We start from the raw sequence: 21,959 nt of genomic DNA on the forward strand, positions 1-21,959 counted from the left end.
TTTACAGGGCAAATGTTGGTCTTGGTCACAGTTTCTGCATTCTGGCACGATAGGATAAGTAGGCCCACCGGCTGCAAACATTCCGTGCGCAGACCGATGACTATGACTTAGAAACAGGTATTTACTCGTGACCGATTACGTTTTGGCCCAGGCCGCCGCAGGTGCGAAGGCCCCATTCGACCCCACCATGCTGATCATGCTTGCCGCATTTGGCCTGCTGATCTTCATGATGATGCGCGGCCGTAAGAAGGCTGCCAAGGCCCAGGAAGAGATTCGTTCGAACCTGGAACCCGGCGCCGAGGTCATGACCCAGTTCGGCCTCTTCGGTCGCATCGTGAGCATCGACACCGATGAGAACAAGATCGTCTTGGAAGTTTCCCCCGGCAACAACGTCACGGTTCACTCGCAGACCGTTGCCAAGGTGGTGGCCACCGAGGCCGCAGCCCCGGCCGTCGAGGTTCCGAACGACGCTTCTTCGCTGACCGCCGCCCCGGTGGAGCCGACAGAAACGCCGGCTGCCGACGCCGCGGCCTCCGAAACTCCGGAGGAGACCCTGCGTCGCCTCAACAACGAGGACAACGGCCCGAAGGCCTAACAAGCCTCGCCACCCCCTTAGCAGTGAACGGTTTGAGGGATTTCCAAGGTCCATGACCTTGGCCGAGTAATCCCCGTCCACCGGCATTCACCAAGCGGCCCGGGGCACTGACAAGGACCAACGGCTCCCAGTGCCCCGGGTTTTACGCGGAGTCTTCGCCCGCCATTTGATGCGGTCGCAACAATCAGAAAGCCTCACGATGTCAACTACTGGTCCGATCAAGCAGGCGCGTAAATCCCTGCTGTGGCTCGGCGTTATCTTCCTCATCTCTGCAGCCATTCTTGTAACTGGCGTGCTGGGCGGGAAGTCGACTTTTGCCCCGAAACTAGCCCTCGACCTCGAGGGTGGTACCCAGATGATCCTGGCACCACGTGTGCAAGGCGGTTCCGATGCCACACAGGAGCAGCTGGACCAGGCCGTGGAGATCATTCGCGACCGCGTCGATGGCTCAGGCGTTTCGGAAGCGGAGATCACGACCCAGTCGGGTCGCAACGTCGTTGTCTCCATGCCGGGCGTTCCAGATGCCCGCACCCGCCAGTTGATCCAGGCCTCGGCCAACATGGAATTCCGTCCGGTCATCATCGCCGGCGCCTATGAGGCCGTCCCCGAGGACCAACGCACCCCGGCGGCGGATTTGCCGAAGCCGACGGAAAAGCCGAAGAACGCCTCGGACACCAACTGGATCACCCCGGAGCTGTTCAAGTCCTTCGAGGCCTACGACTGCCCCGCGGAACTGGGCAAGGGCGCGGACACCGTCCACGACCCGGCCAAGCCGATGGTTTCCTGCGATCCCGACATGGGTGCCAAGTACATCCTCGGCCCCGTGGAGGTTCCTGGCGCGAACATCGCCGACGCCTATTCGGAAATGGCACGCTCCCAGCAGGGCGCCGTGACCGGCCAGTGGGCAGTCAACCTCGTCTTCAACGAGGAAGGCAAGAAGCAGTTCGCCGAGGTAACCCAGCGTCTGATCACCCTGCCGGGTTCGCAGAACCAGTTCGCCATCGTGCTTGACGGAACCGTGATTTCGGCGCCCACGACCAACAGCGTGATCGCTGATGGCCGTGCCCAGATCACCGGAAACTTCACCGAGGAATCCTCCAAGGCGCTGGCCGACCAGCTGAAGTTCGGCGCACTGCCGATCAGCTTCGAGATCCAGTCGGAACAGCAGATCTCCGCAACGCTCGGTGCCGACCAGCTCAAGAGCGGCCTGATTGCCGGCTTGATCGGCCTGCTCCTGGTGGGCATCTACTCGATCTTCCAGTACCGGATGCTCGGTCTGGTGACCATCGTGTCGCTGCTGGTCTCGGGTGTCCTGACCTACCTGGCCCTGGTGCTGCTCGGCTGGTCCATGAACTACCGCCTGTCGCTGGCAGGCGTCGCGGGTTTGATCGTGGCCATCGGCCTGATCGCCGACTCCTTCATCGTCTACTTCGAGCGAATCCGCGATGAGCTGCGCGACGGGCGCCCGCTGGCATCGGCCGTTGAAATGGGCTGGAAGCGCGCCAAACGCACCATCCTCGCGGCCAAGGCAGTGAACATCCTCGCCGCCATCGTGCTTTACGTCGTGGCAGTCGGCAACGTCAAGGGCTTCGCCTTCACGCTGGGCCTGACGGCAATCATCGACATCGTCGTGGTGTACCTGTTCACGCACCCGGTCCTGCAGTTGATCGCCAAGACGAGGTTCTTCGGCGAGGGACACCGCTTCTCGGGCCTGGATCCGTCGCTGCTCGGCGTGGTCCCGCTCTACCAGGGCGCGGGCAAGATCCGCAGCTTCAGCACCGAGGCCGATGCGGCCCGCGGCAAGAAGAACGCCAGTGCGGCCAAGGAAGCGGAACGTCGCCAGACCATCGCCGAACGACGCCAGGCCGCCACCCACGGCGTGGCCACCAAGCACGACGACAGCGCTGACAAGGATTCATCAAATGGCTAATCTCGCAACATGGGGCAATGAGCTCTACACGGGCAAGCGGTCCTACCCGTTCGTCGGCAAGCGCAACCTCTGGTTCGCCATCGCCGGTGTCCTGGTGCTGCTCTCGATCCTGGTTCCCGTCGTCAAGGGCGGCTTCAACCTGGGCATCGACTTCCGCGGTGGCTCCGAATTCACGGTCTCCAGCGTGGAGCACGTAGACATCGCCGCCGGTGAAAAGGCCGTGGTGGGCGTCGCGCCGGACCACCACCCGAGCGTGACAAACATTGCGCCGAACACCATGCGCGTCCAGACCGACAAGCTCACCACGGACCAGACCCTGCAGGTCGCAGAGGCCCTGGCCTCTGCCTACGGAGTGACGAAGAACGAGGTCACTTCCACGTTCGTCGGTCCGACCTGGGGCGCGGACGTCTCCAAGCAGGCAATGATCGGCCTGCTCGTGTTCGTGGTGTTGGTGGCCCTGCTGATGGCCGCGTACTTCCGGACCTGGAAGATGTCGCTTGCTGCGATTATCGGCCTGCTCGCCGTGGTTGTCATCACCGCCGGCATCTACGGGCTCTCCGGCTTCGAGGTCACCCCGTCGGCCGTCATTGGCTTCCTGACGATTCTCAGCTACTCGCTGTACGACACCGTCGTGGTTTTCGACAAGATCCGCGAGAATACGGCTGGCTTCGCCGAGCAGCATAAGCGCAACTTCGAGGAACTGGTGAACCTGGGCATCAACCAGACCCTGGTCCGCTCGATCAACACCTCCGTGGTTGCCGTCCTGCCGGTCGCCTCGATCCTCTTCATCGGTTCCTACCTGTTGGGCGCCGGCACGTTGAAGGACCTGTCGCTGGCACTGTTCGTCGGCATCATCGTGGGCACTCTGGCCACGATCTTCATCCAGGCTCCGTTGTACGCGTGGCTGCGCCACAAGGACGCGGACGTGGTTGCACACAACAAGAAGATTGAATTGGTTCGCCAAGCGGCCTGATCGCCTTCGCCGAGACGGCGGGGTAGCGGATGTAATGTCCGCTACCCCGCCGTCTTGTATCAAGCGGAAGTGCTATAACCTTGCAGGAGACGTTGGTGAACCCTTTCCTCCCGGTTGCCGGGCGGGGAAGAGATCCCCATCGCAGCGCGCGACCGCTGGTCAACCCCAGGATCGCATCATATCGAGAGGAGACACGCCCCAATGGTTGATAACCAGAGTGTCACGATGCCGGGAACCCCGGGACCCAAGCGTGGAACGATTTCCAGGCTGGTGCGGCTGGCCGGCAGGGGCGCCAGCGCCCAACCACCGACTCTCGAGCCGCTGTTGCGCACCGTGCGCGCCCAAAACCCGAAGGCCGACCTGGATCTGCTGATCCGCGCCTACGAGGTGGCCGAGCACCACCACGAGGGCCAGAAGCGCAAGAGCGGGGATCCCTACATCACCCACCCGGTGGCCGTGGCAACGATCCTCGCCGAAATGGGCATGACCGGATCGATCCTTGCGGCCGCGCTGCTGCACGACACCGTCGAGGACACGGAGTATTCCCTCGACGCGCTGACCCGCGAGTTTGGCGCGGAAATCGCCAAGCTCGTCGACGGGGTCACCAAGCTCGACAAGGTGAAGTTCGGCGAGGCCGCCCAGGCCGAGACCGTGCGCAAGATGGTCATCGCCATGTCCAAGGACATCCGCGTCCTGCTGATCAAGCTCGCCGACCGGCTGCACAACGCGCGCACCTGGCGTTACGTGTCCCCGGAGTCCAGCGCCAAGAAGGCGCGCGAGACCCTGGAGATCTTCGCCCCGCTGGCGCACCGCCTGGGCATGAACACCGTCAAGTGGGAACTCGAGGACCTCTCCTTCGCGGCCCTGCACCCGAAGGTGTACGAGGAAATCGTCCGCATGGTGGGGGAGCGCACCCCTGAACGCGAAAAGTACCTGGGCACGGTGCGCAGCGCCATCGAGGAAGACCTGAACGAGGCGCGCCTCAAGGCGACGATCAGCGGCCGCCCCAAGCACTACTACTCGATCTACCAAAAGATGATCGTGCGCGGCAAGGACTTCGACGACATCCACGACCTGATGGGCGTTCGCGTGCTCGTCGACTCGGTGAAGGACTGCTACGCGGCGCTCGGGCTCATGCACGCCCGCTGGACCCCGCTGCCGGGCCGGTTCAAGGACTACATCGCGCTGCCCAAGTTCAACCTCTACCAGTCGCTGCACACCACGGTGATCGGCCCCGGCGGCAAGCCCGTCGAGATCCAGATCCGCACCCACGACATGCACCTGCGTGCCGAGTACGGCGTGGCCGCGCACTTCAAGTACAAGCACGGCTCAGACGGCGGCGAAGTCAAGTCCGGGGGCCAGGACATGGACTGGCTGCGCAGCCTCATGGACTGGCAGAACGAGACCAGCGACTCCAGCGAGTTCCTCGACTCGCTGCGCTACGAAATAAATTCGGCCGAGGTCTTCGTCTTCACGCCGAAGGGACAGATCATGTCCCTGCCCGCCGGGTCCACCCCCGTGGACTTCGCCTACTCGGTGCACACCGACGTGGGCCACCGCACCATCGGTGCGCGGGTCAACGGCAAGCTGGTTCCGCTGAACAGCGAACTGCACCACGGCGACCTGGTCGAGGTGTTCACCTCCAAGGCCGAGGGCGCCGGGCCGAGCCAGGACTGGGCCGGCTTCGTGAAGTCCCCGCGCGCCCGGAACAAGATCCGCCAGTGGTTCACCAAGGAACGCCGCGAAGAGTCGATCGAGAAGGGCAAGGAGCAGCTGACCAAGGCGCTGCGCAAGAACAACCTGCCCTTGCAGAAGCTGATGACCCACGACGTGCTCAGTGCCGTCGCCCAGGAACTGCGCCACCACGACATTGCCGCGCTCTACGCGGCCGTCGGGGACGGGCACGTCTCGGCACAGAACGTCATCGAGCACCTCACTGCCATGGTCGGCGGGGACAGCAGCACTGTCGAGGCAGCGCTCGAGGAAACCCCGATCTACGCGGTGCCGGGGCGCCTGGCGAATTCCGATGCCGGCGTGGTGGTCCAGGGCGCCGGGGAGGTGCTGGCCAAGCTGGCGCGTTGCTGCACCCCGGTTCCGCCGGACCCCATCAAGGGGTTTGTGACCCGCGGTTCGGGCGTCTCGGTGCACCGTGCCGACTGCGTGAACCTCAAGCAGCTGGAATTGCAGCCGGACCGCGTGGTCCAGGTGCAGTGGGCACCCACCAAGTCCAGCGTGTTCCTCGTCGAAATCCAGGTCGAGGCGCTCGACCGCAAGTCGCTGCTGTCGGACGTGACCAAGGTGCTCTCCGACAACCACGTGAACATCCTGGCCGCAAGCGTGAACACCTCGCGCGACAGGGTGGCGTTCTCCCGCTTCGCCTTCGAGATGGGCGACCCGAAGTACCTGAACCACGTGCTGAACGCCGTGCGGCGCATCGACGGCGTCTACGACGTCTACCGCACCACCGGCGGGCACCGGCGCTCCTAGCGGGCAGGCTCCGCGCCCGTCCGCGGCCCGTCCGGCGGTTCCTCCATGAGCCGCCGGATGATGGCCAGGGCCCGCAGCCGCCCCGGGCGGCGCACCGAGGATTCGACCTGCTCGAGCATCCGGGGGTATCCGCATCGTAGCCGCGGCTCGCCGTGGAGGGAACGCAGGATCGCGAAGGCCTGCTCCAGCTCGCTGTTGAAGGCGACGTCCATGGCGGTGCGCAGCGGCGAGGTCACGTTGACCCCGCCAAGGCTGCAGATCTGTTCCTCGTCGACGACCCCCTCGCTCATGCGCAGCATCATCCGCGCGGTCGGCGGGCAGGGTCGGTGGTAGCGCGGAACGACGACTTCCAGTTCGCCAGGCATCGGGGCGCACCCGTAGACCCACGCCGCGGTGCGCCGGCACAGCGCACTCTGCAGGCCCAGGTATTCCGCCGCGACCACCGCGGCAACCTGGGCGCGGGCGGACGGCGTGTCGGAGATCGCGGACGGAACGTAGGCTCCGGGCAGCACCTCGCGAAGCACCCCGCGCAGCCGCATGGCCTGGAGCTCGTTGAGCGTGAAGGGTTCGCCCACCAGGGAAATGTGCGCCGCCAGCGGGCGGGGCCCGGGTTGCGGTGCCGCGTCCGCGTTCCGCGGCGATTCCGCCGGAGCGAGCGCACCCGCGGCCTCGAGGGTACGTCCCGGCCTTGCCGTGCTGTCTAGCGTGGGTGTGTTTTGCATGCATCCAGCTTCACAGCACCCGGGGCCCGACGGGCGGGAATCGGCCGGACTGTGGATAACCGTGCGTCGCCGTCCAGGTGGCCGGATCCCGAATCGCGACCCGGCCACCTGGGCGCACCGACCGTCAGCTCGGGCCGGGTTCCGGCTCCGGGACGTCATCGAGCTCGGCGTGCCTCGGGCTTTCCGGGTTCATCAGCGAGTGCCTGCGGCTGTAGGTGAAGTAGATGACCAGGCCGATCACCAGCCACACCGCGAAGCGGATCTTCGTGTCCAAGGAGAGCTGCCAGATCAGGAGCAGGGAGAACAATGCCCCGACCGCGGGAACCACGGGCATGAGCGGCAGCCGGAACGTGCGCGGGGCGTCGGGCTTGGTGTAGCGGAAGACGATCACCGCGATGCAGACCACAACGAACGCGGCCAGGATGCCGATGTTCGTCAGGTCGGCCACCAGCCGGATGGGGAATACCCCGGCCAGCAAGGCCGAACCGATGCCGGCAATCCATGTCACGCGCTTGGGCGTGCCGTGGCGGTCCACCTTGGAGAACCACTTGGGCAGCAGGCCGTCCCGGCTCATGGAGAACCAGACGCGGCTTACACCGAGCAGGAACGTGAGCATCACCGTCAGGATGGACACCACGGCGAACACGGAAATGATGCTGGCCACCACGGGCAGTCCGACGCCGGTGAAGGCGGAGGCGAACCCGGCCGTGGGGTCGATGTCCTTGTAGTTCTGCATGCCGGTCAGCACCAGGGTGGCTGCAACGTAGAGCACCATGGCAATCACCAGGGAGTAGATGATGGCCTTGGGCATGTGCTTCTGGCCGTCAGTGGCCTCCTCTGCGGCGGTGCTCATGGCGTCGTAGCCGAACACCGCGAAGAATACGGTGGCCGCACCGACGAGCACCGGGCCGAAGCCGCTGGGCATGAACGGGTTGTAGTTGTTGGTGTCGATGTAGAAGATTCCCAGCCCGATGATGAACAGGATCAACAGGATCTTGATGGCCACGGCCACCAGCTCGAACCGGCCGAAGGCCTTGGTTCCGCGGGCAAGGATCCAGGTCACCAGCAGACACACCAGGATGGCGGGCACGTTGACCACGCCGCCCGCGTCCGCGGTGGCGGAAAAGGCGAGTGGAAGCTGGACGCCGAATCCTTCGAGGAAGGCGTTGATGTAGCCGGAGATGCCGATGGCCACGACGGCGACGATCGCGATGTACTCCAGCAACAGGTCCCAGCCGATGAACCAGCCGATCAGCTCCCCGAGGGCGACGTACCCGTAGGTGTAGGCGGACCCGGCGCGAGGGATCATTCCGGCGAACTCCGCGTAAGACAGGGCGGCTGCGGCCGATGCCAAGCCTGCAATGAGGAAGGAGAACAATACGGCCGGTCCCACGCCGGGATGCTCGGCATCCCCGTGTGCCACGAGTCCGGCGAGGGAGAAGATGCCAACGCCGATGATGCCGCCGACGCCGATGGCGGTCAGCTGCCACAGGCCCAACGACTTTTGCAGTCCGCTATGCTTGCTTTCCAATTCCATCTCGGCGATGGGCTTGCGCCGCCAGACTGAATGCGGGTTTGGTTGGGTGCTCATGCTGGGTCCTCCTGACGGGTTGGCGGTGTCCGGGCAGTGGGGCCTGGCGCCCGGGAGCACCGTCAGGTGAAGAAATGCAAATGTCCCTTCAGTATGCGAGCCGCGGTCGGCGATGGAAAGGGGAATCCGCCCGCGCGACCACCAGTTCTCCGGCACGCGCGGCGGGCCAGGGCGAGGCGGTTTCCGGAAAACCTGCCGGCCCGTGCACCGGGACGAACGCCGAAGGGCCCCGATCCGGGTGGATCGGGGCCCTTCGGGTGGTGTGCAGTGTCGGTCCATGCGCCGCCGGGCGGGCGTGGACGCGGCGGCTACTGGAAGTCGGCTGCCGACTTCTGCAGGGTTTCGAGCCACAGGCGACGGGCGTCCAGGGCTTCCTGGGCCGAACGGATCTTGGACTCGACGCCCTTGGCCTGGGCCTTGGAGAGGTCGTCCTCGAGGCCTGCGATGGCGTCCTCGAGCTGGGTCAGCATCGAGTTCGAGCGGGCCTTGGTCTCCGGGTTGGAACGACGCCACTGGTCGTCCTCGGCCGAGCGAACGGCGTCCTCTACCTGGCGAAGCGAGGATTCGACGCGCTGCATGTCGGCGCGCGGAACCTTGCCGGCTGCTTCCCAGCGGTCGCGGATGGACTCCAGCAACTTCTTGGTCGCGGCCAGGTCCTTGATCGGCAGCAGTGCCTTGGCCTCGACGAGCAGGGCCTCCTTGACGATCAGGTTGGCGCCGTATTCCTCGTCGATGGCCGCGTTGGCGGACTGGCGGGCCTCGAAGAAGACGTCCTGGGCTGCGCGGAAGCGTGCCCACAGTGCGTCGTCGTCCTTGCGGGAGGCGCGCTTGGAGGACTTCCACTCGTCCATCAGGCGGCGGTATTCCCCGGCGGTTGCTCCCCAGTCGGTGGACTGCGCGAGTTCCTCGGCGCGGGCGATCAACGCTTCCTTGGTGCGCTTGGCATCGGCGTTGGTCGCGTCCAGCTGCGAGAAGTAGGCGCGGCGGTGGCGGTCGAAGGTGGTGCGGGCGCCGCGGAAGCGCTTCCACAGGGCATCTTCGGTGGAGCGGCCCAGGCGGACGCCGGACTTCTGGGCGTTCTTCCACGCATCGAACAGGTCGTTCATGCGGTTCGAGCCCTGCTTCCACTGGACCGTGGTCGGGTCCAGTGCTGCCAGTTCCTCGGCCTCGTTCACGATGGCCTCGCGGGCGGCGAGCTCGGTGGCGCGCAGCTCCTCGTTGGCCTTGCGCTCGGTGGCGACCAGATTGGCCACGGCAACGCGTACGGTTTCGATGCGGGCTTCCAGGGCTGCGATGTCGCCGACCATGGCACGCTCGGCAACGGTGGCCGCAAGGTGGTCAAGGGTCTTGTTCATGTCCGAGCTCGGGGCCTTGGCGGCAACGCGCTGCTCGAGCAGCAACAGGGCCGAGACGACCTCGTCGTGCTTGCGCACGAAGTAGGCCAGGGCTTCGTCGGCCGTTGCATCGGGGTACTGGCCCACTGGGTGCTCGGTGCCGTCGATGAGCAGGAAGACGTGTCCGTCTTCGGACACGCGGCCGAACTTAGCGGCTTCCTCCAGCGGCGTGGTGAACGTCGGGGGAGCCTGGACGGCGGCTGCCTTCTTCGCGGGGGCGCCCTTGGCGCCCGGGCGTGGAACCGCGGCGGCTGCCGGGGTCGGTACCGGTGCGACCGGGGCTGCAGGGGCCTCTGGCTGCGCCTCGGGCGCTGCCTCTACCGCCGGCTCAACCGGGGTTGCCTCGTTCTGCTGCTCTTCGGCCACGATTGCTGGCTGGAGATTGTCGTCGGATTGCTGACTGGTGGTCACCGCTGAAACTCTTTCGCTAAGGATCGGCCCCGGAATTTGCGCCGGGACTCAACTGTCACCGCCACTTTACCCGCGTTGGCGCGGCCACAGGTACTCTTGGGCGAAAATTGAGACAACTGGTCCCGCGGTTTCGCCATCGGCGCACCCGCGGCGCGACTAGACTTGTTATCCGTGTGCACCCGCGCCACGCCGCAGCCCGAGCTGCGCCTCGGCGCCGCGCACAAGAAGTTCCACACCCCCGAATTGATTCAAGGAGCACCCACTTCATGGCACGCAAGGCCTCACTATCCGGCTTCCCCGAATGGCTCCCGCAGGAGCGCGCGGTGGAGCAGCATGTACTGGACACGCTGCGCCGGATCTTCGAGCTTCACGGGTTCGCGAACATCGAGACCCGCGCCGTGGAGACCGTGGGCCAGCTGCTGCGCAAGGGCGAGATCGACAAGGAAGTCTACGGACTCTCCCGCCTGGCCGCCGAGGAGTCGGCCAAGAACGACCCCAACGCGCTGGCCCTGCACTTCGACCTGACGGTGCCCTTCGCCCGCTACGTGGTGGAGAACGCCGGGCACCTGGCCTTCCCGTTCCGCCGCTACCAGATGCAGAAGGTCTGGCGCGGCGAACGCCCGCAGGACGGCCGCTTCCGCGAATTCACCCAGGCGGACATCGACGTGGTGGGTGACGGCGAACTGCCGTTCCGCTACGACGTCGAGCTGGCACTGGTCATCGCCGAGGCGCTGTCCGCGCTGCCGATCGGCGACTTCCGCCTGCGCGTGAACAACCGCAAGCTGGCCGAGGGCTTCTACCTGGGCCTGGGGCTCGAGGACACCGCCGGCGTGTTGCGCTCGATCGACAAGCTGGAAAAGATCGGTGCCGAGAAGGTTGCCGAACTGCTCAAGACCGAACTCGGCGCCACCGACGATCAGGCGGCCGCCGCCCTGTCGCTGGCGCATATCTGCACGCAGGACACCTCCTTCGTCGAGCAGGTCCGCGCGCTGGGCGTCACCCACCCGCTCATGGAGGAGGGCCTGGACGAACTGCGCCAGGTCATCGAGGCCGCCGTGCTGCGCGCCCCGGGCAAGGTCGTTGCCGACCTGTCGATCGCCCGCGGCCTGGACTACTACACCGGCACCGTCTACGAGACCGTCCTGGTGGGCCACGAGTCCCTCGGGTCGATCTGCTCCGGCGGCCGCTACGAATCGCTGGCCTCCACCGGTAAGAAGAACTACCCGGGCGTCGGCCTGTCGATCGGCGTGACCCGCCTGGTCTCGCGCATGCTCGCCGAGAACACCGCAGTGGCCGCCCGCTCGGTGCCCAGCGCCGTGTACGTCACCCTGGCCAACGACGATTCCTGGAACGACGCTCAGGACGTCGCGGCCGCGCTGCGCTCCCGCGGCATCGCCTGCGAGGTCGCCGCCAAGGCCGAGAAGTTCGGCAAGCAGATCAAGTACGCGGACAAGCGCGGCATCCCGTTCGTCTGGTTCACTGCCGAGGACGGCACGCACGAGGTCAAGGACATCCGAACCGGCGCCCAGGCGCCGGCGGATCCGTCCATCTGGAGCCCCGCGGCCGAGGACCTTGCCAACATGGTCGGCGCGCCCGTGCCGGCCTCCGTCTAGGCTCGCCCCCCAAAGCACCGCAACCGGCCACATCGGCGGGCCGGGCTTCGGCCCGCCGACGTGACTCGGCGCACACCGGGCGCGGTTCCGTGGTTGCCACCGACCGCGTGCCGGTAAACTCGCACATAGATTCTTCACAACCGCACCCCCACTGAATTCCGCGCCACCGGCGCGCGTTGCCGGGGTCCATGCGCAATTCGCACCCTTCTGGAAAGGAATGCAGTGCTACGCACTCATCAGCTCGGCACCTTGAACGCCGAGAACATCGGAGAAACCGTCACCCTCACCGGTTGGGTGGCCCGCCGCCGCGACCACGGTGGTGTCGCCTTCCTTGATCTGCGCGACGCCTCCGGCTTCGCCCAGATCGTGGTGCGCGATGAGGAAGACTTCCACCCGCTGCGCAACGAATTCGTCCTGCAGATCACCGGCAAGGTCGAACGCCGTCCCGAGGGCAACGAGAACCCCGCGCTGGCCACCGGCGAGATCGAGATCATCGCCGACAAGGTAGTGGTGCTGAACACCGCCGCGCCGCTGCCGTTCCAGGTCGACGAGCACGTCGAGGTCGGCGAAGAGGCGCGCCTGCGCCACCGCTACCTGGACCTGCGCCGCCCGACCCCGAACCGCAACATCCGCCTGCGCTCCGAGGCAAACCGCATCGCCCGCAACCTGCTGCACGACCAGGGCTACTGCGAGATCGAGACCCCGACGCTGACCCGTTCCACCCCGGAAGGCGCCCGCGACTTCCTGGTGCCGGCACGCCTGTCCCCGGGTTCCTGGTACGCGCTTCCGCAGTCCCCGCAGCTGTTCAAGCAGCTCCTGCAGGTCGGTGGCTTCGAGAAGTACTACCAGATCGCCCGCTGCTACCGCGACGAGGACTTCCGTGCGGACCGCCAGCCGGAGTTCACCCAGCTGGACATCGAGGCATCGTTCGTCGAGCAGGATGACATCATCGAGCTCGGCGAGGCCCTGGTCAAGGAACTCTGGAAGCTGATCGACGTCGAGATCCCGACCCCGATCGCCCGCATCACCTACCACGAGGCCATGGCCAAGTACGGTTCGGACAAGCCGGACCTGCGCTTCGGCCTCGAGCTGACCGACATGACCGAGTTCTTCAAGGACACCGAATTCGGCGTCTTCAAGGCCCCGCACGTCGGTGCTGTGGTCATGCCCGGCGGTGCATCCCAGCCCCGCCGCACCCTGGACGGCTGGCAGGAATTCGCCAAGCAGCGCGGCGCCAAGGGCCTTGCCTACGTGCTGTTCAAGGAAGACGGCGAACTGGCCGGCCCGGTTGCCAAAAACCTCACCGACGTCGAACGTGCTGGCCTGGCCGAGGCCACCGGCGCCAAGCCGGGCGACTGCATCTTCTTCGCCGCAGGCTCCAAGACCGAGGCACGCGCCCTGCTCGGCGCCGCCCGCGTCGAGATCGGCCACCGCACCGGCTTGATCAAGGAAGGCGACTGGGCCTTCGTGTGGGTTGTTGACGCCCCGATGTTCGAGCCTGCAGCCGCTGCTGTTGCCTCGGGCGACGTCGCCGTCGGCACCGGCGCATGGACCGCGGTGCACCACGCCTTCACGTCCCCGAAGCCCGAGTTTATGGACACCTTCGACACCGATCCGGAGTCGGCACTTGCCTACGCCTACGACATCGTGTGCAACGGCAACGAAATCGGTGGCGGCTCGATCCGTATCCACCAGGCCGACCTGCAGCAGCGTGTCTTCAAGATGATGGGCATCGACGAGGAAGCGGCGCAGGAGAAGTTCGGCTTCCTGCTCGAGGGCTTCAAGTACGGTGCTCCTCCGCACGGCGGAATCGCCTTGGGCTGGGACCGCGTGCTGCAGCTGCTCACCGGTTCCGACTCGATCCGCGACGTCATCGCCTTCCCGAAGACCGGCGGCGGATTCGATCCGCTGACCGCCGCACCGGCACCGATCACGCCGCAGCAGCGCAAGGAAGCCGGCGTCGACGCGAAGCCGGAAGCCAAGAAGGCCGAAACGAACGAGCCGGTCGAAGCCAAGTAATTCGCATCGCCTAGTTCGAACCCGCGGGGCGGGGGAGGAGCACTGATCCACACGGATTAGCGTTCTTCCCCCGCCCCGCGGCGTTTGGCGCACCTGCGAACAAGGCAACCCCTTGGATGGGCCAAGCCTGAAGCAGGGTGGCGTCCGTTCCCGGGAGCGCTGCCGGGAACGGTTCCTGGGGCAGGAAAGTGCTCGGGCAGGAAGGCAGAGAGAAAGAAGTGTTTGGGGCATGCGGGACGAGGCGCGAAATCAACGGGGCTGATGAAAGGAGCCCCCCATTCGCGTCGAGGAAAGCCACATGCAAGACAGCAGTAGTTGCGTGGATAACTATATAACCATTTACTACCTAGATAAATTTTTGACTTAGTCATCATTTTTACAACGTGCGTCAGGCGATCAAGCGCACGCCCAAAAACACCTTGATCGGCGCCCCTGTGCCAGCCCCTCGCGTTTGGTGCAAGTCTCTGATGTGGGAGTCCGTGGCCGTTCTTCGCGGGGGAAGGGTGCTCGATTGAGGGGGGGGACTTCTTTCCAGCTGAATGGATGCCGCCGGCGTCCTTGCGAACGTGTTGGAACCCGTGAGGCATGCGGCTCAATATGGGCCGGCAAGTTGGGGCGTGCTGTAGCACGGGCCTGGACTGTAGAAAGCATCGCGGCACGGCTTGGCGGCTCCGCGATCTAGAATGCCTGCCTGGTGCCGGGGTGACCATTCCCGCGACGGTCTTCTCAGGTTGCCGCGGGAACGGCAGCACATCAGTGGGAACGACGGTTTCCTTGAGTGGCCCATCGATGAACGGCTGCCGTGGATTCGTGGCAGCCATTGGTGTCGTTAAGCATTGATACTGACCGCCTGCGTGCGTGCGTGCAGGCAGCTGTCATTCGAGGCACTGTAAGCGGGGGAGTGGAAGAGTTGCGGGCTTGTCCGGTTCCTTCTGCGGCATCCTAAACATCAGCCGGCATGTGCAGAACCACGCGGGCAACGCTGCACCGGATGGATCAAGGCAGGAGAGCCCTTTCAAGCCTGCCACCCCGAAGAAGCCAAACCCCCAAGACTCATGGGAATTTAAAATCGCGCCGCGAGCATCGTGCATATGTGGACATCTTTGGTAGTATTTATTATCTAGATAAATTTTTGACTTAGTCCGAATCTTCGCGGCGTACGTCTGGCAAGCATACCCACCACCAAAGAAAGGCCATGACATGAACCTCCTTGTTGGCGGATTGCGTCGTCGGCAATGTCCCGCAGTGCATTCAATTGACAGTGCGACGCGGGGGGAGCGGACCTCATGATCGAAGAGAAGAAGTTCCCCGGCAGCTGGCAGCGGGCGATGCTTCCCATGAGCCTGCTGGACGCGCTGGAGGCCGGCCCGAACCACGGGTACGCGCTGGCGCAGAGCCTTGAAGGGCGCGGTTTCTCACCCATCAAGGGCTCGACGCTCTACCCGGCCCTGGTGAAGTTGGAAGCGGCAGGCCTGTTGGACAGTACCTGGGAGGACGGCGACGGTGCACCGGGCCGCAAAGTGTACACGCTCACCGGCTCCGGACGCGGCCACCTCGCGGCACAGCGTGAACTCTGGTTCTTCTTCAAGGATGCCGTCCTGCGAGCCTGACTCGCGGCGTTGGCCCGCCATAGATGGCGCGACACCCCTCTACGATTAGGACGGCATGAAAAAGCTAGAAAAGCAGCCCGATCCATGGCTGTCCGAACTGGATCTCTGGCCTGAGGAATACCGCGAGTGGGCAATGCACGCTTCCGCCACGATGGTTCTCTTTGGTGCAAAGGCAGGGGATGTCGGTCCGAGGCTGGCCGAGTTGCGTGAAAGTGTATTAGCCAGCGGCCAAACCCCGACGGCGCTGTTTGGCAAGCCCGAGGCGTATGGTCGGGCCCTTGGCAAGCGCATGCGTCCACCCGCGGACATACTGGAAAAGGATCTGCCCTTCAGGAGCATCGCAGGCGGCGTCCAAGTGATACTCCTGACGTTTGGTGTAATGCTGATAGGTCTGGGTCTTTGGATTGGCATTGACGACGGCTGGAGCGGATACAGCGCGCAGGGTCAGCTGGTGGTGCTTTTCCCGCTGGCCTCCGTATTCTGCGGGCTCGGCATTTGGGGATGGGTCCTGCGCACGAGGGGCAAGCTTCATCTCGCGACAGCGTCGTGGGTCGGGGCACTTGCAGGAATCGTCGGAACCGTCGGCCTGGTTTCGTTACTGCCCGAGAACCTGATTCCAGCCCCGCCGAACTGGAGCATTCCCCTTGCCGGCGTTGTGCTATTCGCCGCTGCACTTTTCATTCGAGCCAAGGAGCAGCAGCCATTGGTCGAGGACTCGAATTGGGACGATTCTCATTGGTTTTCCCATGCGGAAAACCTGCTTCGTGGCCGCTACCTGTTCTCCCGAGCCCAGGCAAGCGAAGCGTTGCGTGAGGCAAAGGACCACCGTGCACACACTGGACATACCAAAACCCTTGCCGCGGATTTCGGAAACGTCGAGGTCTTCGCGGCTCAACTCGCCGCAATCAACCCGCCTGCCATCCGGCGAGGAGTCATTGCCAAGCGTGTGGGAATCCTCTTTGTGCTGCTCTACTTTGCGGTCTTCTTCGTTTTTGCGCGACTACTCGAGGACGGTTTGACCTGGCGAAGCGGCCTGAACATCGCTGTCCTGATTGTGGCGACTGTCTTTGTGGCCAGATCATGGAGTTCGCAGCAGATCAATGCCGACGCCAAAAAACTCAGGAAGCGCCGCATGGCGCAGGCCCGGGCACTCGGATCCGCGGACGACTTCTGACGCCAACGAGTGCGTAGTTGTCAGTCATGCCATGATCCGCAGACTTGAATGCTCTGCTCTTGTGGGCCAGCGCCGAGGGATTACGACTGCTGAAACCAGCTGCGCGATCATGGCGGGTCATGCCCGCTTGCCTTTGAGTACCTTGAGTGCGGCCGCCTCCTTTGGACCGGTGCACGACGAGGCATAGGCGCTGTTTGTGACCTTGATTCCGACCGCGCGGGTCATGCAGTCCGCATTGCGTTCCAGCCCGGTGAATCCCCTGCCGCCGTAGATCCTGTTCATGGCGGCAGCGAGTTTGTCCACGTTTCCCTTGTAGGCCCTGTACTGCCGCATGTGCATGCACTCGTGGGCGATTACGTACGTCACCCGGCTGGCCGGCATGGAACTGCGTAGCAACACCACGTTGTTGTACCAGTCGGCCATCCCGTTGGCGTACCTGCCCAACCGCTTGTCGTTGAGCCTGATTCCTGAGGACGAGCACCCATACTTGTTCAAGACAGCCCGGGCCTTGGCACGAAACTTCGAGGACGGAGTGGCCGTCTCGGGGTGGATCAGATGGGCCGCATTGCCAGCGCCTTGCAACCATGCCGTACCAGCTGTACTTGCCAAACCGGAATGAGTCTGGGTTCTGGTCGGTGTGCTGCCTGTTGGGGTGATCGGCGCGATACCCACGGCGTCAACCCAATTCACGGGAGCTGGACCGCCTGCCACCTGTTGCCTTTGGGCTTGAGCCGCTGGCAGTTCTGCGGAAGCCGGAAAAGGTGCTTGGAACGGGGAACCGGCCTGGAACGGGGAACTGGCCTGGGGCATATCGACGGTCAACAGCAGCGCGAGGGCGAGCAGCGCAGGGGTCAACGTTCTGGAGATATTCACGGCGAACCTCGAGTATCTACGGGATAGATGCTCCCCCCAGTTCAATTGGCAGTATGCGCCCAAATTCCGGTTTCCGCACCCCCTGGAACAGAAGCCATACAAACAACCTCAGTGGCCCAGAGGATTTTCCTGCTCCGCCTCCACCAACAGCCGCGCGAAAGTCCTGCGGCAGTAGGCTTGCAGGCACTCCTCCCTCGCCTCCCTGGATCGCATTCCCGGTCGCTGCCGTCGGAATCAAAGGCGGAAGTTCAACCGTGGACCTAGATTCCGAGTCCTACGATCCCGGTAGGTCATCCGTGTCAACGATGAGCGTGTAGGGTCCGGAATTCACGAGCGAAACCTCCATCATTGCCCCGAACACGCCGGATTCGACGTGTGCTCCCAGCGCCCGAAGTTGCGCCATGAACTCCTCGTACAAGGGCTCGCTCACTGCACCGGGCGCCGCAGCCGTCCATCCCGGACGACGCCCCTTGCGCACATCCCCGTACAGAGTGAACTGACTGATCACCAGCAACGGTGCATCCAAGTCCTCACACGACTTTTCATCCGCTAGCATGCGCAAGCGCCATACCTTGGCTGCCAGCTTTGCGGCCAGTGCCGGTGTGTCCTGATGCGTCACGCCGAGCAGCACGAGCAGGCCAGGAGAATCGATTTTCCCGACGACTTCTCCCTCGACCTCGACCGATGCGCGCGATACAACTTGCAAAACAGCTTTCATGACGTCCTTAGTCTTCAAAAGTGGGATCGGTCGTGGACAAGGCCTGCAACCGAAACAATGTCGGGCTGGCTGGGCGGATTCAGCGCCCAAACCGCATGCCGACTTTGACTCTACATATTTGTCCTGTCCGCCTGCACCTTGGCGCAAACGGACCACGCGTTTGGACCCCGGTTTGTGCCGACATCGGGTATTCCACTTTCCCCCACAGGTGCCGGGTTTCGGCAATTTGAGTCTTGCAAAAAGCGCAGAATGATGGACATGAGCACGCAAGCGAGCACGTCCACGGAGGTGTATGCCGACCCCGGAAAACTGGGCCAAGCCATGGCTGCGGCCGTGCTAGGCCTGCGTGAACTGGCGGCCCGGCTGCAGGGGACGCCACTGGATGCCGCGGCCAGCGCGGTCATGCTGGGCCTTCTCGAACAAGGGCACCGCGCCATCGCCTACGCCCAACTCGTGGCCACTCTTGACGCAGACATTGCCCAGATCCACAGGCTTGATCCGGCAACGGCTCAACACGTGGATGACCTGGTCGCCGATCCGCAGGCACTGGCCGACGGAACCGTGGGCATCCCGACAGAGATTATGTGCCAGGGCATGGCTCCACACCGCAATACGGTCGCGTATGCTCAGGCCCACCTGCATATCTCAGTCTCAGAGGCCCGACGCAGGCTCACCGGCGCACGGCTCCTGGTGGCTCCCGCACCCGTGCAGGAAACAGCATCTGCAGGTGCGGAAAGCACGATGTCGCCCGAAAACCCCAGGCCGAGTTACCCGGTACTGGCCGGCGCTGCCGCCGATGGCACAGCTGACGTCGGCAATCTCTCCCAACTCGCAGGACGGCTCGATGGCATGCAGCCACGCATAACCCCGCGCCCCGATGCCCGAAACATCACGACCGCTATTGAGGAATCGCTTGTTCACGAGGCACGCACAGGTGAACCCAAATCCTGTGGCAAGGCCCTGCAGGACTGGGAAGGATTCCTGGCCGACAACGGCTCTCCCATCACCGATGGCGAAATCCTGGCCAAGCGTGGCATGTTCTACCGCGGTTACAGGGACGGATGCGACGAGTTCCTGCTGCGTTGCGATCCCATCGATTCCGAGGTGATCTTGGCCTTCGGAGAGGCCTGGAGCAACCCGCGATCGGAAAAGTTGCCTCCAAGCTCTGCATCCACTGCGGCAACCCAAAATCCTTCATCCGTCATGACGGATGAAAATGCCGTCTTCTCACCCTCAGGCACACCTGTTTACTGCCCAGTCGGAACGCCGGCCCCTGCATGGGCCCTGGCACCGGGGGTCGTCGCGCTGGACGCGCCGCTAAGTCAACTGGACTGTGGAAGGCCCCCGCGGGCAGACCCTTTCGAAGGCTCAGCCAGCGATCCGCGCAGCTCATCACAATTGCTTCTTGACGCTGTCGTTGCCGCCTGTGCCGGTGTTCTCTCGAGCGACGATGTCAGCGATACCGGCGGGATGCACGTCAAGATCGGCGTGCTCATCGGCTACCAAAGCCTTCTTGGACAGATGGAAGATGCCGGATTCACCGCCCACGGCCGGCCCATTTCAGCCGCAAACATCAGGCGGATGGCCTGCAACGCCGATCTGTTGCCGGCGGTGTTGGCAACCAACGGGGAATTGCTCGACCTTGGACGAGAGGCACGTGGTTTCAACAAAGCCCAACGCCGCGCCCTTGCCTTGCGTGACCGCGGCTGCACGGTTCCCGGCTGCCACAGATCAGCCGCGACCAGCGAAGCCCACCATGTAAAGCCCTGGCTCGAGGGCGGTGAGACCAGCGTCAAGAACGGCGCGTTGCTTTGCCTTTACCATCATCTGCAGGTACATGCCGGACTGATCACTATGAAGATGATCGACGGCGTTCCATATCTCATCCAACGTGCCGGCCAACCCCGCGGAGTTCCGGAACGCAATCTCCATTGGCATCCGGAGCTCCGCACCTCCGGATACACGGCCCCGCTGTTTACCGACTGAGCGGGTACGCCCAACCTAATCCCGTGACCGTTTCCCGATTGGTTGCGCCCCGACCGTCCATGCCGGTGAACGCGCCAGCTGGAGAAACCACCAGACCGGCTGAACTAGGCTAGGGGAGTGAACGATCTTCTCAGTGCGTTGGATGACGACGAGGAAAACAACGACGACTATGTGCGCCCCCGCGCCCCCCTTGCGGTCCGAATGCGCCCGCGTTCGGTGGAAGAACTTGTTGGGCAGCAGCACCTGCTCAAGCCCGGGTCTCCGCTGCGCCAGCTGGCCGGCGTCGACGGCCCGGGGCCCTCGGGCCCTTCCAGCATCATCCTCTGGGGCCCGCCAGGCACCGGAAAGACGACCATCGCTCACGTCATCGCCCGTGCCCCGGGTCGCCGTTTCGTTGAACTCAGCGCCATCACCGCAGGCGTGAAGGACGTGCGCCGCGTCATGGACCAGGCGCTGGAGGACCGCGACCTGCGCGGGCTGACCACCGTGCTGTTCCTGGACGAGATCCACCGTTTCAACAAGGCCCAGCAGGACGCGCTGCTCCCGGGCGTTGAAAACCGCTGGGTCGTGCTCGTTGCAGCTACGACCGAAAACCCGTCCTTCTCCGTTGTTTCACCCCTGCTTTCTCGCTCGCTGCTGCTCACGTTGCGGCCGTTGGAGGAATCCGACGTCGCAGGACTGATCACGCGGGCCCTTGAGGACCCGCGCGGATTCAACGACGAGTTGGTCATGGACCTGACCGCGCTGGACCACCTGGTGCGCATGGCCGGGGGAGACGCACGACGTGCCCTCACCGCACTGGAGGCCGCGGCAGGCGTTGCCTGGAGCGCGGCGGAAGCCCAGCCGCAAAGCCCGGACCCGACCGTTGCAGCCGAGCCAACCTCGGAAGCCGAAGAATCCAAGGTTGCCGACGCAGCTGCCGAAACCAGTAGCGAAGACGTGTCGGAAGACGACGCGGGTGACGCAGGCGCCAAGGACCAGCGGATCCGCATCACCCTGGAGCACACCGAACGTGCCATGGATGCCGCGGTGCAACGCTATGACAAGGCGGGGGACCAGCACTACGACATCATCAGTGCCTTCATCAAGTCCGTCCGCGGGTCCGACGTCGACGCGGCCCTGCACTACCTGGCAAAGATGCTCGAAGCCGGCGAGGATCCGCGATTCATTGCCCGGCGCATCATGATCAGCGCCTCGGAAGACATCGGCATGGCCGATCCAACCGCACTGCAGACAGCCGTGGCCGCGGCGCAGGCCGTCCAGCTCATTGGCATGCCCGAGGCCCGCATCATCCTTGGCCACGCCGTGGTCCATGTGGCAACCGCACCTAAATCAAATGCAGCCTACAAGGGCATCAACGAGGCGGTTGCCGACGTTCGCGCCGGCCGCGGCCGCGGAGTTCCCATGCACCTGCGTGATGCCCACTATGCAGGCGCCCAGCAATTGGGCCACGGCAAGGGCTACATCTATTCGCACGATGCCCCGCATTCGATTGCCACGCAACAGTACGCGCCTGACGACCTGCAGGGCGTCGACTACTACCGCCCCACGGCAAATGGCGCCGAGCGACTTATCGGCGAGCGGCTCGAACGCATCAGGGGCATCATCCGAGCCAAGTTCCGCGGCAAAAAGTAAACCCCTGCATGCCGAGCAGGAGGGACGCGAGTCGGCGGTGATGTGCCGCAGGTTTGATGGCGGTGGTAGGATTGATCCTTGGCTGGCAAGCCCTGTGTGCAAATTCAATGGAACTTCGGTTCCGTGGGGTGCGCAGACACGGGTTGTAGTGAATAGGGAAGCGGCTTCCCACAACTCTCCACGATGGAGGCCAGTTAGATAAACAGTCGCTCTAAAAGAAAAGGACAC

The 21,959-nt window shown here is 64.3% G+C and carries 15 protein-coding genes; 10 read left to right on the forward strand and 5 right to left on the reverse strand.

Going from position 1 to position 21,959, the window contains the following annotated elements:
* Positions 1-127 precede the first annotated feature (127 nt).
* From yajC to ACIQLF_RS05280, 4 genes are all read left to right on the forward strand, one after another.
* Positions 128-595 carry a preprotein translocase subunit YajC gene (gene yajC / locus ACIQLF_RS05265; RefSeq protein ID WP_400295246.1) on the forward strand — a complete coding sequence of 156 codons (468 nt, stop codon included), beginning with the start codon at positions 128-130 and terminating at the stop codon, positions 593-595.
* A 199-nt stretch (positions 596-794) separates the two neighbouring features.
* Positions 795-2,525, forward strand: a complete 1,731-nt coding sequence (gene secD / locus ACIQLF_RS05270) for a protein translocase subunit SecD (protein ID WP_400295248.1) — start codon at positions 795-797, stop codon at positions 2,523-2,525.
* Complete coding sequence (gene secF, locus ACIQLF_RS05275) at positions 2,518-3,498, forward strand: protein translocase subunit SecF (protein ID WP_400295251.1); 981 nt, start codon at positions 2,518-2,520, stop codon at positions 3,496-3,498. Before secD ends, secF begins: the two co-directional genes overlap by 8 nt.
* Before the next feature lie 201 nt (positions 3,499-3,699).
* Positions 3,700-5,985, forward strand: a complete 2,286-nt coding sequence (locus ACIQLF_RS05280) for a RelA/SpoT family protein (protein WP_400295253.1) — start codon at positions 3,700-3,702, stop codon at positions 5,983-5,985.
* Here ACIQLF_RS05280 and ACIQLF_RS05285 read toward each other — a convergent pair.
* From ACIQLF_RS05285 to ACIQLF_RS05295, 3 genes are all read right to left on the reverse strand, one after another.
* A complete protein-coding gene (locus tag ACIQLF_RS05285) occupies positions 5,982-6,707 on the reverse strand; it encodes a type IV toxin-antitoxin system AbiEi family antitoxin (protein ID WP_400295255.1) in 726 nt (241 codons plus the stop codon). The two genes, ACIQLF_RS05280 and ACIQLF_RS05285, sit on opposite strands and share 4 nt — an antisense overlap.
* A gap of 124 nt (positions 6,708-6,831) precedes the next feature.
* Entirely contained in the window at positions 6,832-8,298 is a 1,467-nt protein-coding gene (locus tag ACIQLF_RS05290; RefSeq protein ID WP_400295257.1) for an amino acid permease, read from the reverse strand.
* Positions 8,299-8,606: 308 nt separating this feature from the next.
* Complete coding sequence (locus ACIQLF_RS05295) at positions 8,607-10,103, reverse strand: DUF349 domain-containing protein (protein WP_400295260.1); 1,497 nt, start codon at positions 10,101-10,103, stop codon at positions 8,607-8,609.
* 266 nt (positions 10,104-10,369) lie between these two features.
* On the opposite strand from ACIQLF_RS05295, the gene hisS reads away from it, so the two are divergent.
* The 4 genes from hisS to ACIQLF_RS05315 all read left to right on the forward strand — a co-directional run bounded on the left by hisS (position 10,370) and on the right by ACIQLF_RS05315 (position 16,519).
* Entirely contained in the window at positions 10,370-11,716 is a 1,347-nt protein-coding gene (gene hisS / locus ACIQLF_RS05300) for a histidine--tRNA ligase (protein WP_400295262.1), read from the forward strand.
* Positions 11,717-11,938: 222 nt separating this feature from the next.
* Positions 11,939-13,735: an aspartate--tRNA ligase gene (aspS, locus tag ACIQLF_RS05305; RefSeq protein ID WP_400295265.1), complete on the forward strand. Its 1,797-nt coding sequence runs from the start codon at positions 11,939-11,941 to the stop codon at positions 13,733-13,735.
* A 1,286-nt stretch (positions 13,736-15,021) separates the two neighbouring features.
* Positions 15,022-15,345 carry a PadR family transcriptional regulator gene (locus ACIQLF_RS05310; protein WP_387524598.1) on the forward strand — a complete coding sequence of 108 codons (324 nt, stop codon included), beginning with the start codon at positions 15,022-15,024 and terminating at the stop codon, positions 15,343-15,345.
* 55 nt (positions 15,346-15,400) lie between these two features.
* Positions 15,401-16,519, forward strand: coding sequence for a hypothetical protein (locus ACIQLF_RS05315; protein WP_400295269.1), 1,119 nt, complete (start codon positions 15,401-15,403; stop codon positions 16,517-16,519).
* 117 nt (positions 16,520-16,636) lie between these two features.
* Here ACIQLF_RS05315 and ACIQLF_RS05320 read toward each other — a convergent pair whose 3' ends face one another.
* Together ACIQLF_RS05320 and dtd are read right to left on the reverse strand one after the other, a co-directional pair.
* The gene (locus tag ACIQLF_RS05320) at positions 16,637-17,014 is read right to left on the reverse strand and encodes a hypothetical protein (RefSeq protein ID WP_400295272.1); all 378 of its coding nucleotides are present in this window, start codon (positions 17,012-17,014) and stop codon (positions 16,637-16,639) included.
* Between the two features lie 652 nt (positions 17,015-17,666).
* Complete coding sequence (dtd, locus tag ACIQLF_RS05325; RefSeq protein WP_400295274.1) at positions 17,667-18,110, reverse strand: D-aminoacyl-tRNA deacylase; 444 nt, start codon at positions 18,108-18,110, stop codon at positions 17,667-17,669.
* A 258-nt stretch (positions 18,111-18,368) separates the two neighbouring features.
* Between dtd and ACIQLF_RS05330 the strand changes: the two genes are divergently transcribed.
* Both ACIQLF_RS05330 and ACIQLF_RS05335 read left to right on the forward strand, forming a co-directional pair.
* Positions 18,369-20,096, forward strand: a complete 1,728-nt coding sequence (locus ACIQLF_RS05330) for a DUF222 domain-containing protein (RefSeq protein WP_400295276.1) — start codon at positions 18,369-18,371, stop codon at positions 20,094-20,096.
* Between the two features lie 117 nt (positions 20,097-20,213).
* Complete coding sequence (locus tag ACIQLF_RS05335; protein WP_400295279.1) at positions 20,214-21,731, forward strand: replication-associated recombination protein A; 1,518 nt, start codon at positions 20,214-20,216, stop codon at positions 21,729-21,731.
* The last annotated feature ends 228 nt before the right edge of the window (positions 21,732-21,959 follow it).

Source organism: Paeniglutamicibacter sp. NPDC091659 (assembly GCF_044756805.1).
Lineage (GTDB): Bacteria > Actinomycetota > Actinomycetes > Actinomycetales > Micrococcaceae > Paeniglutamicibacter.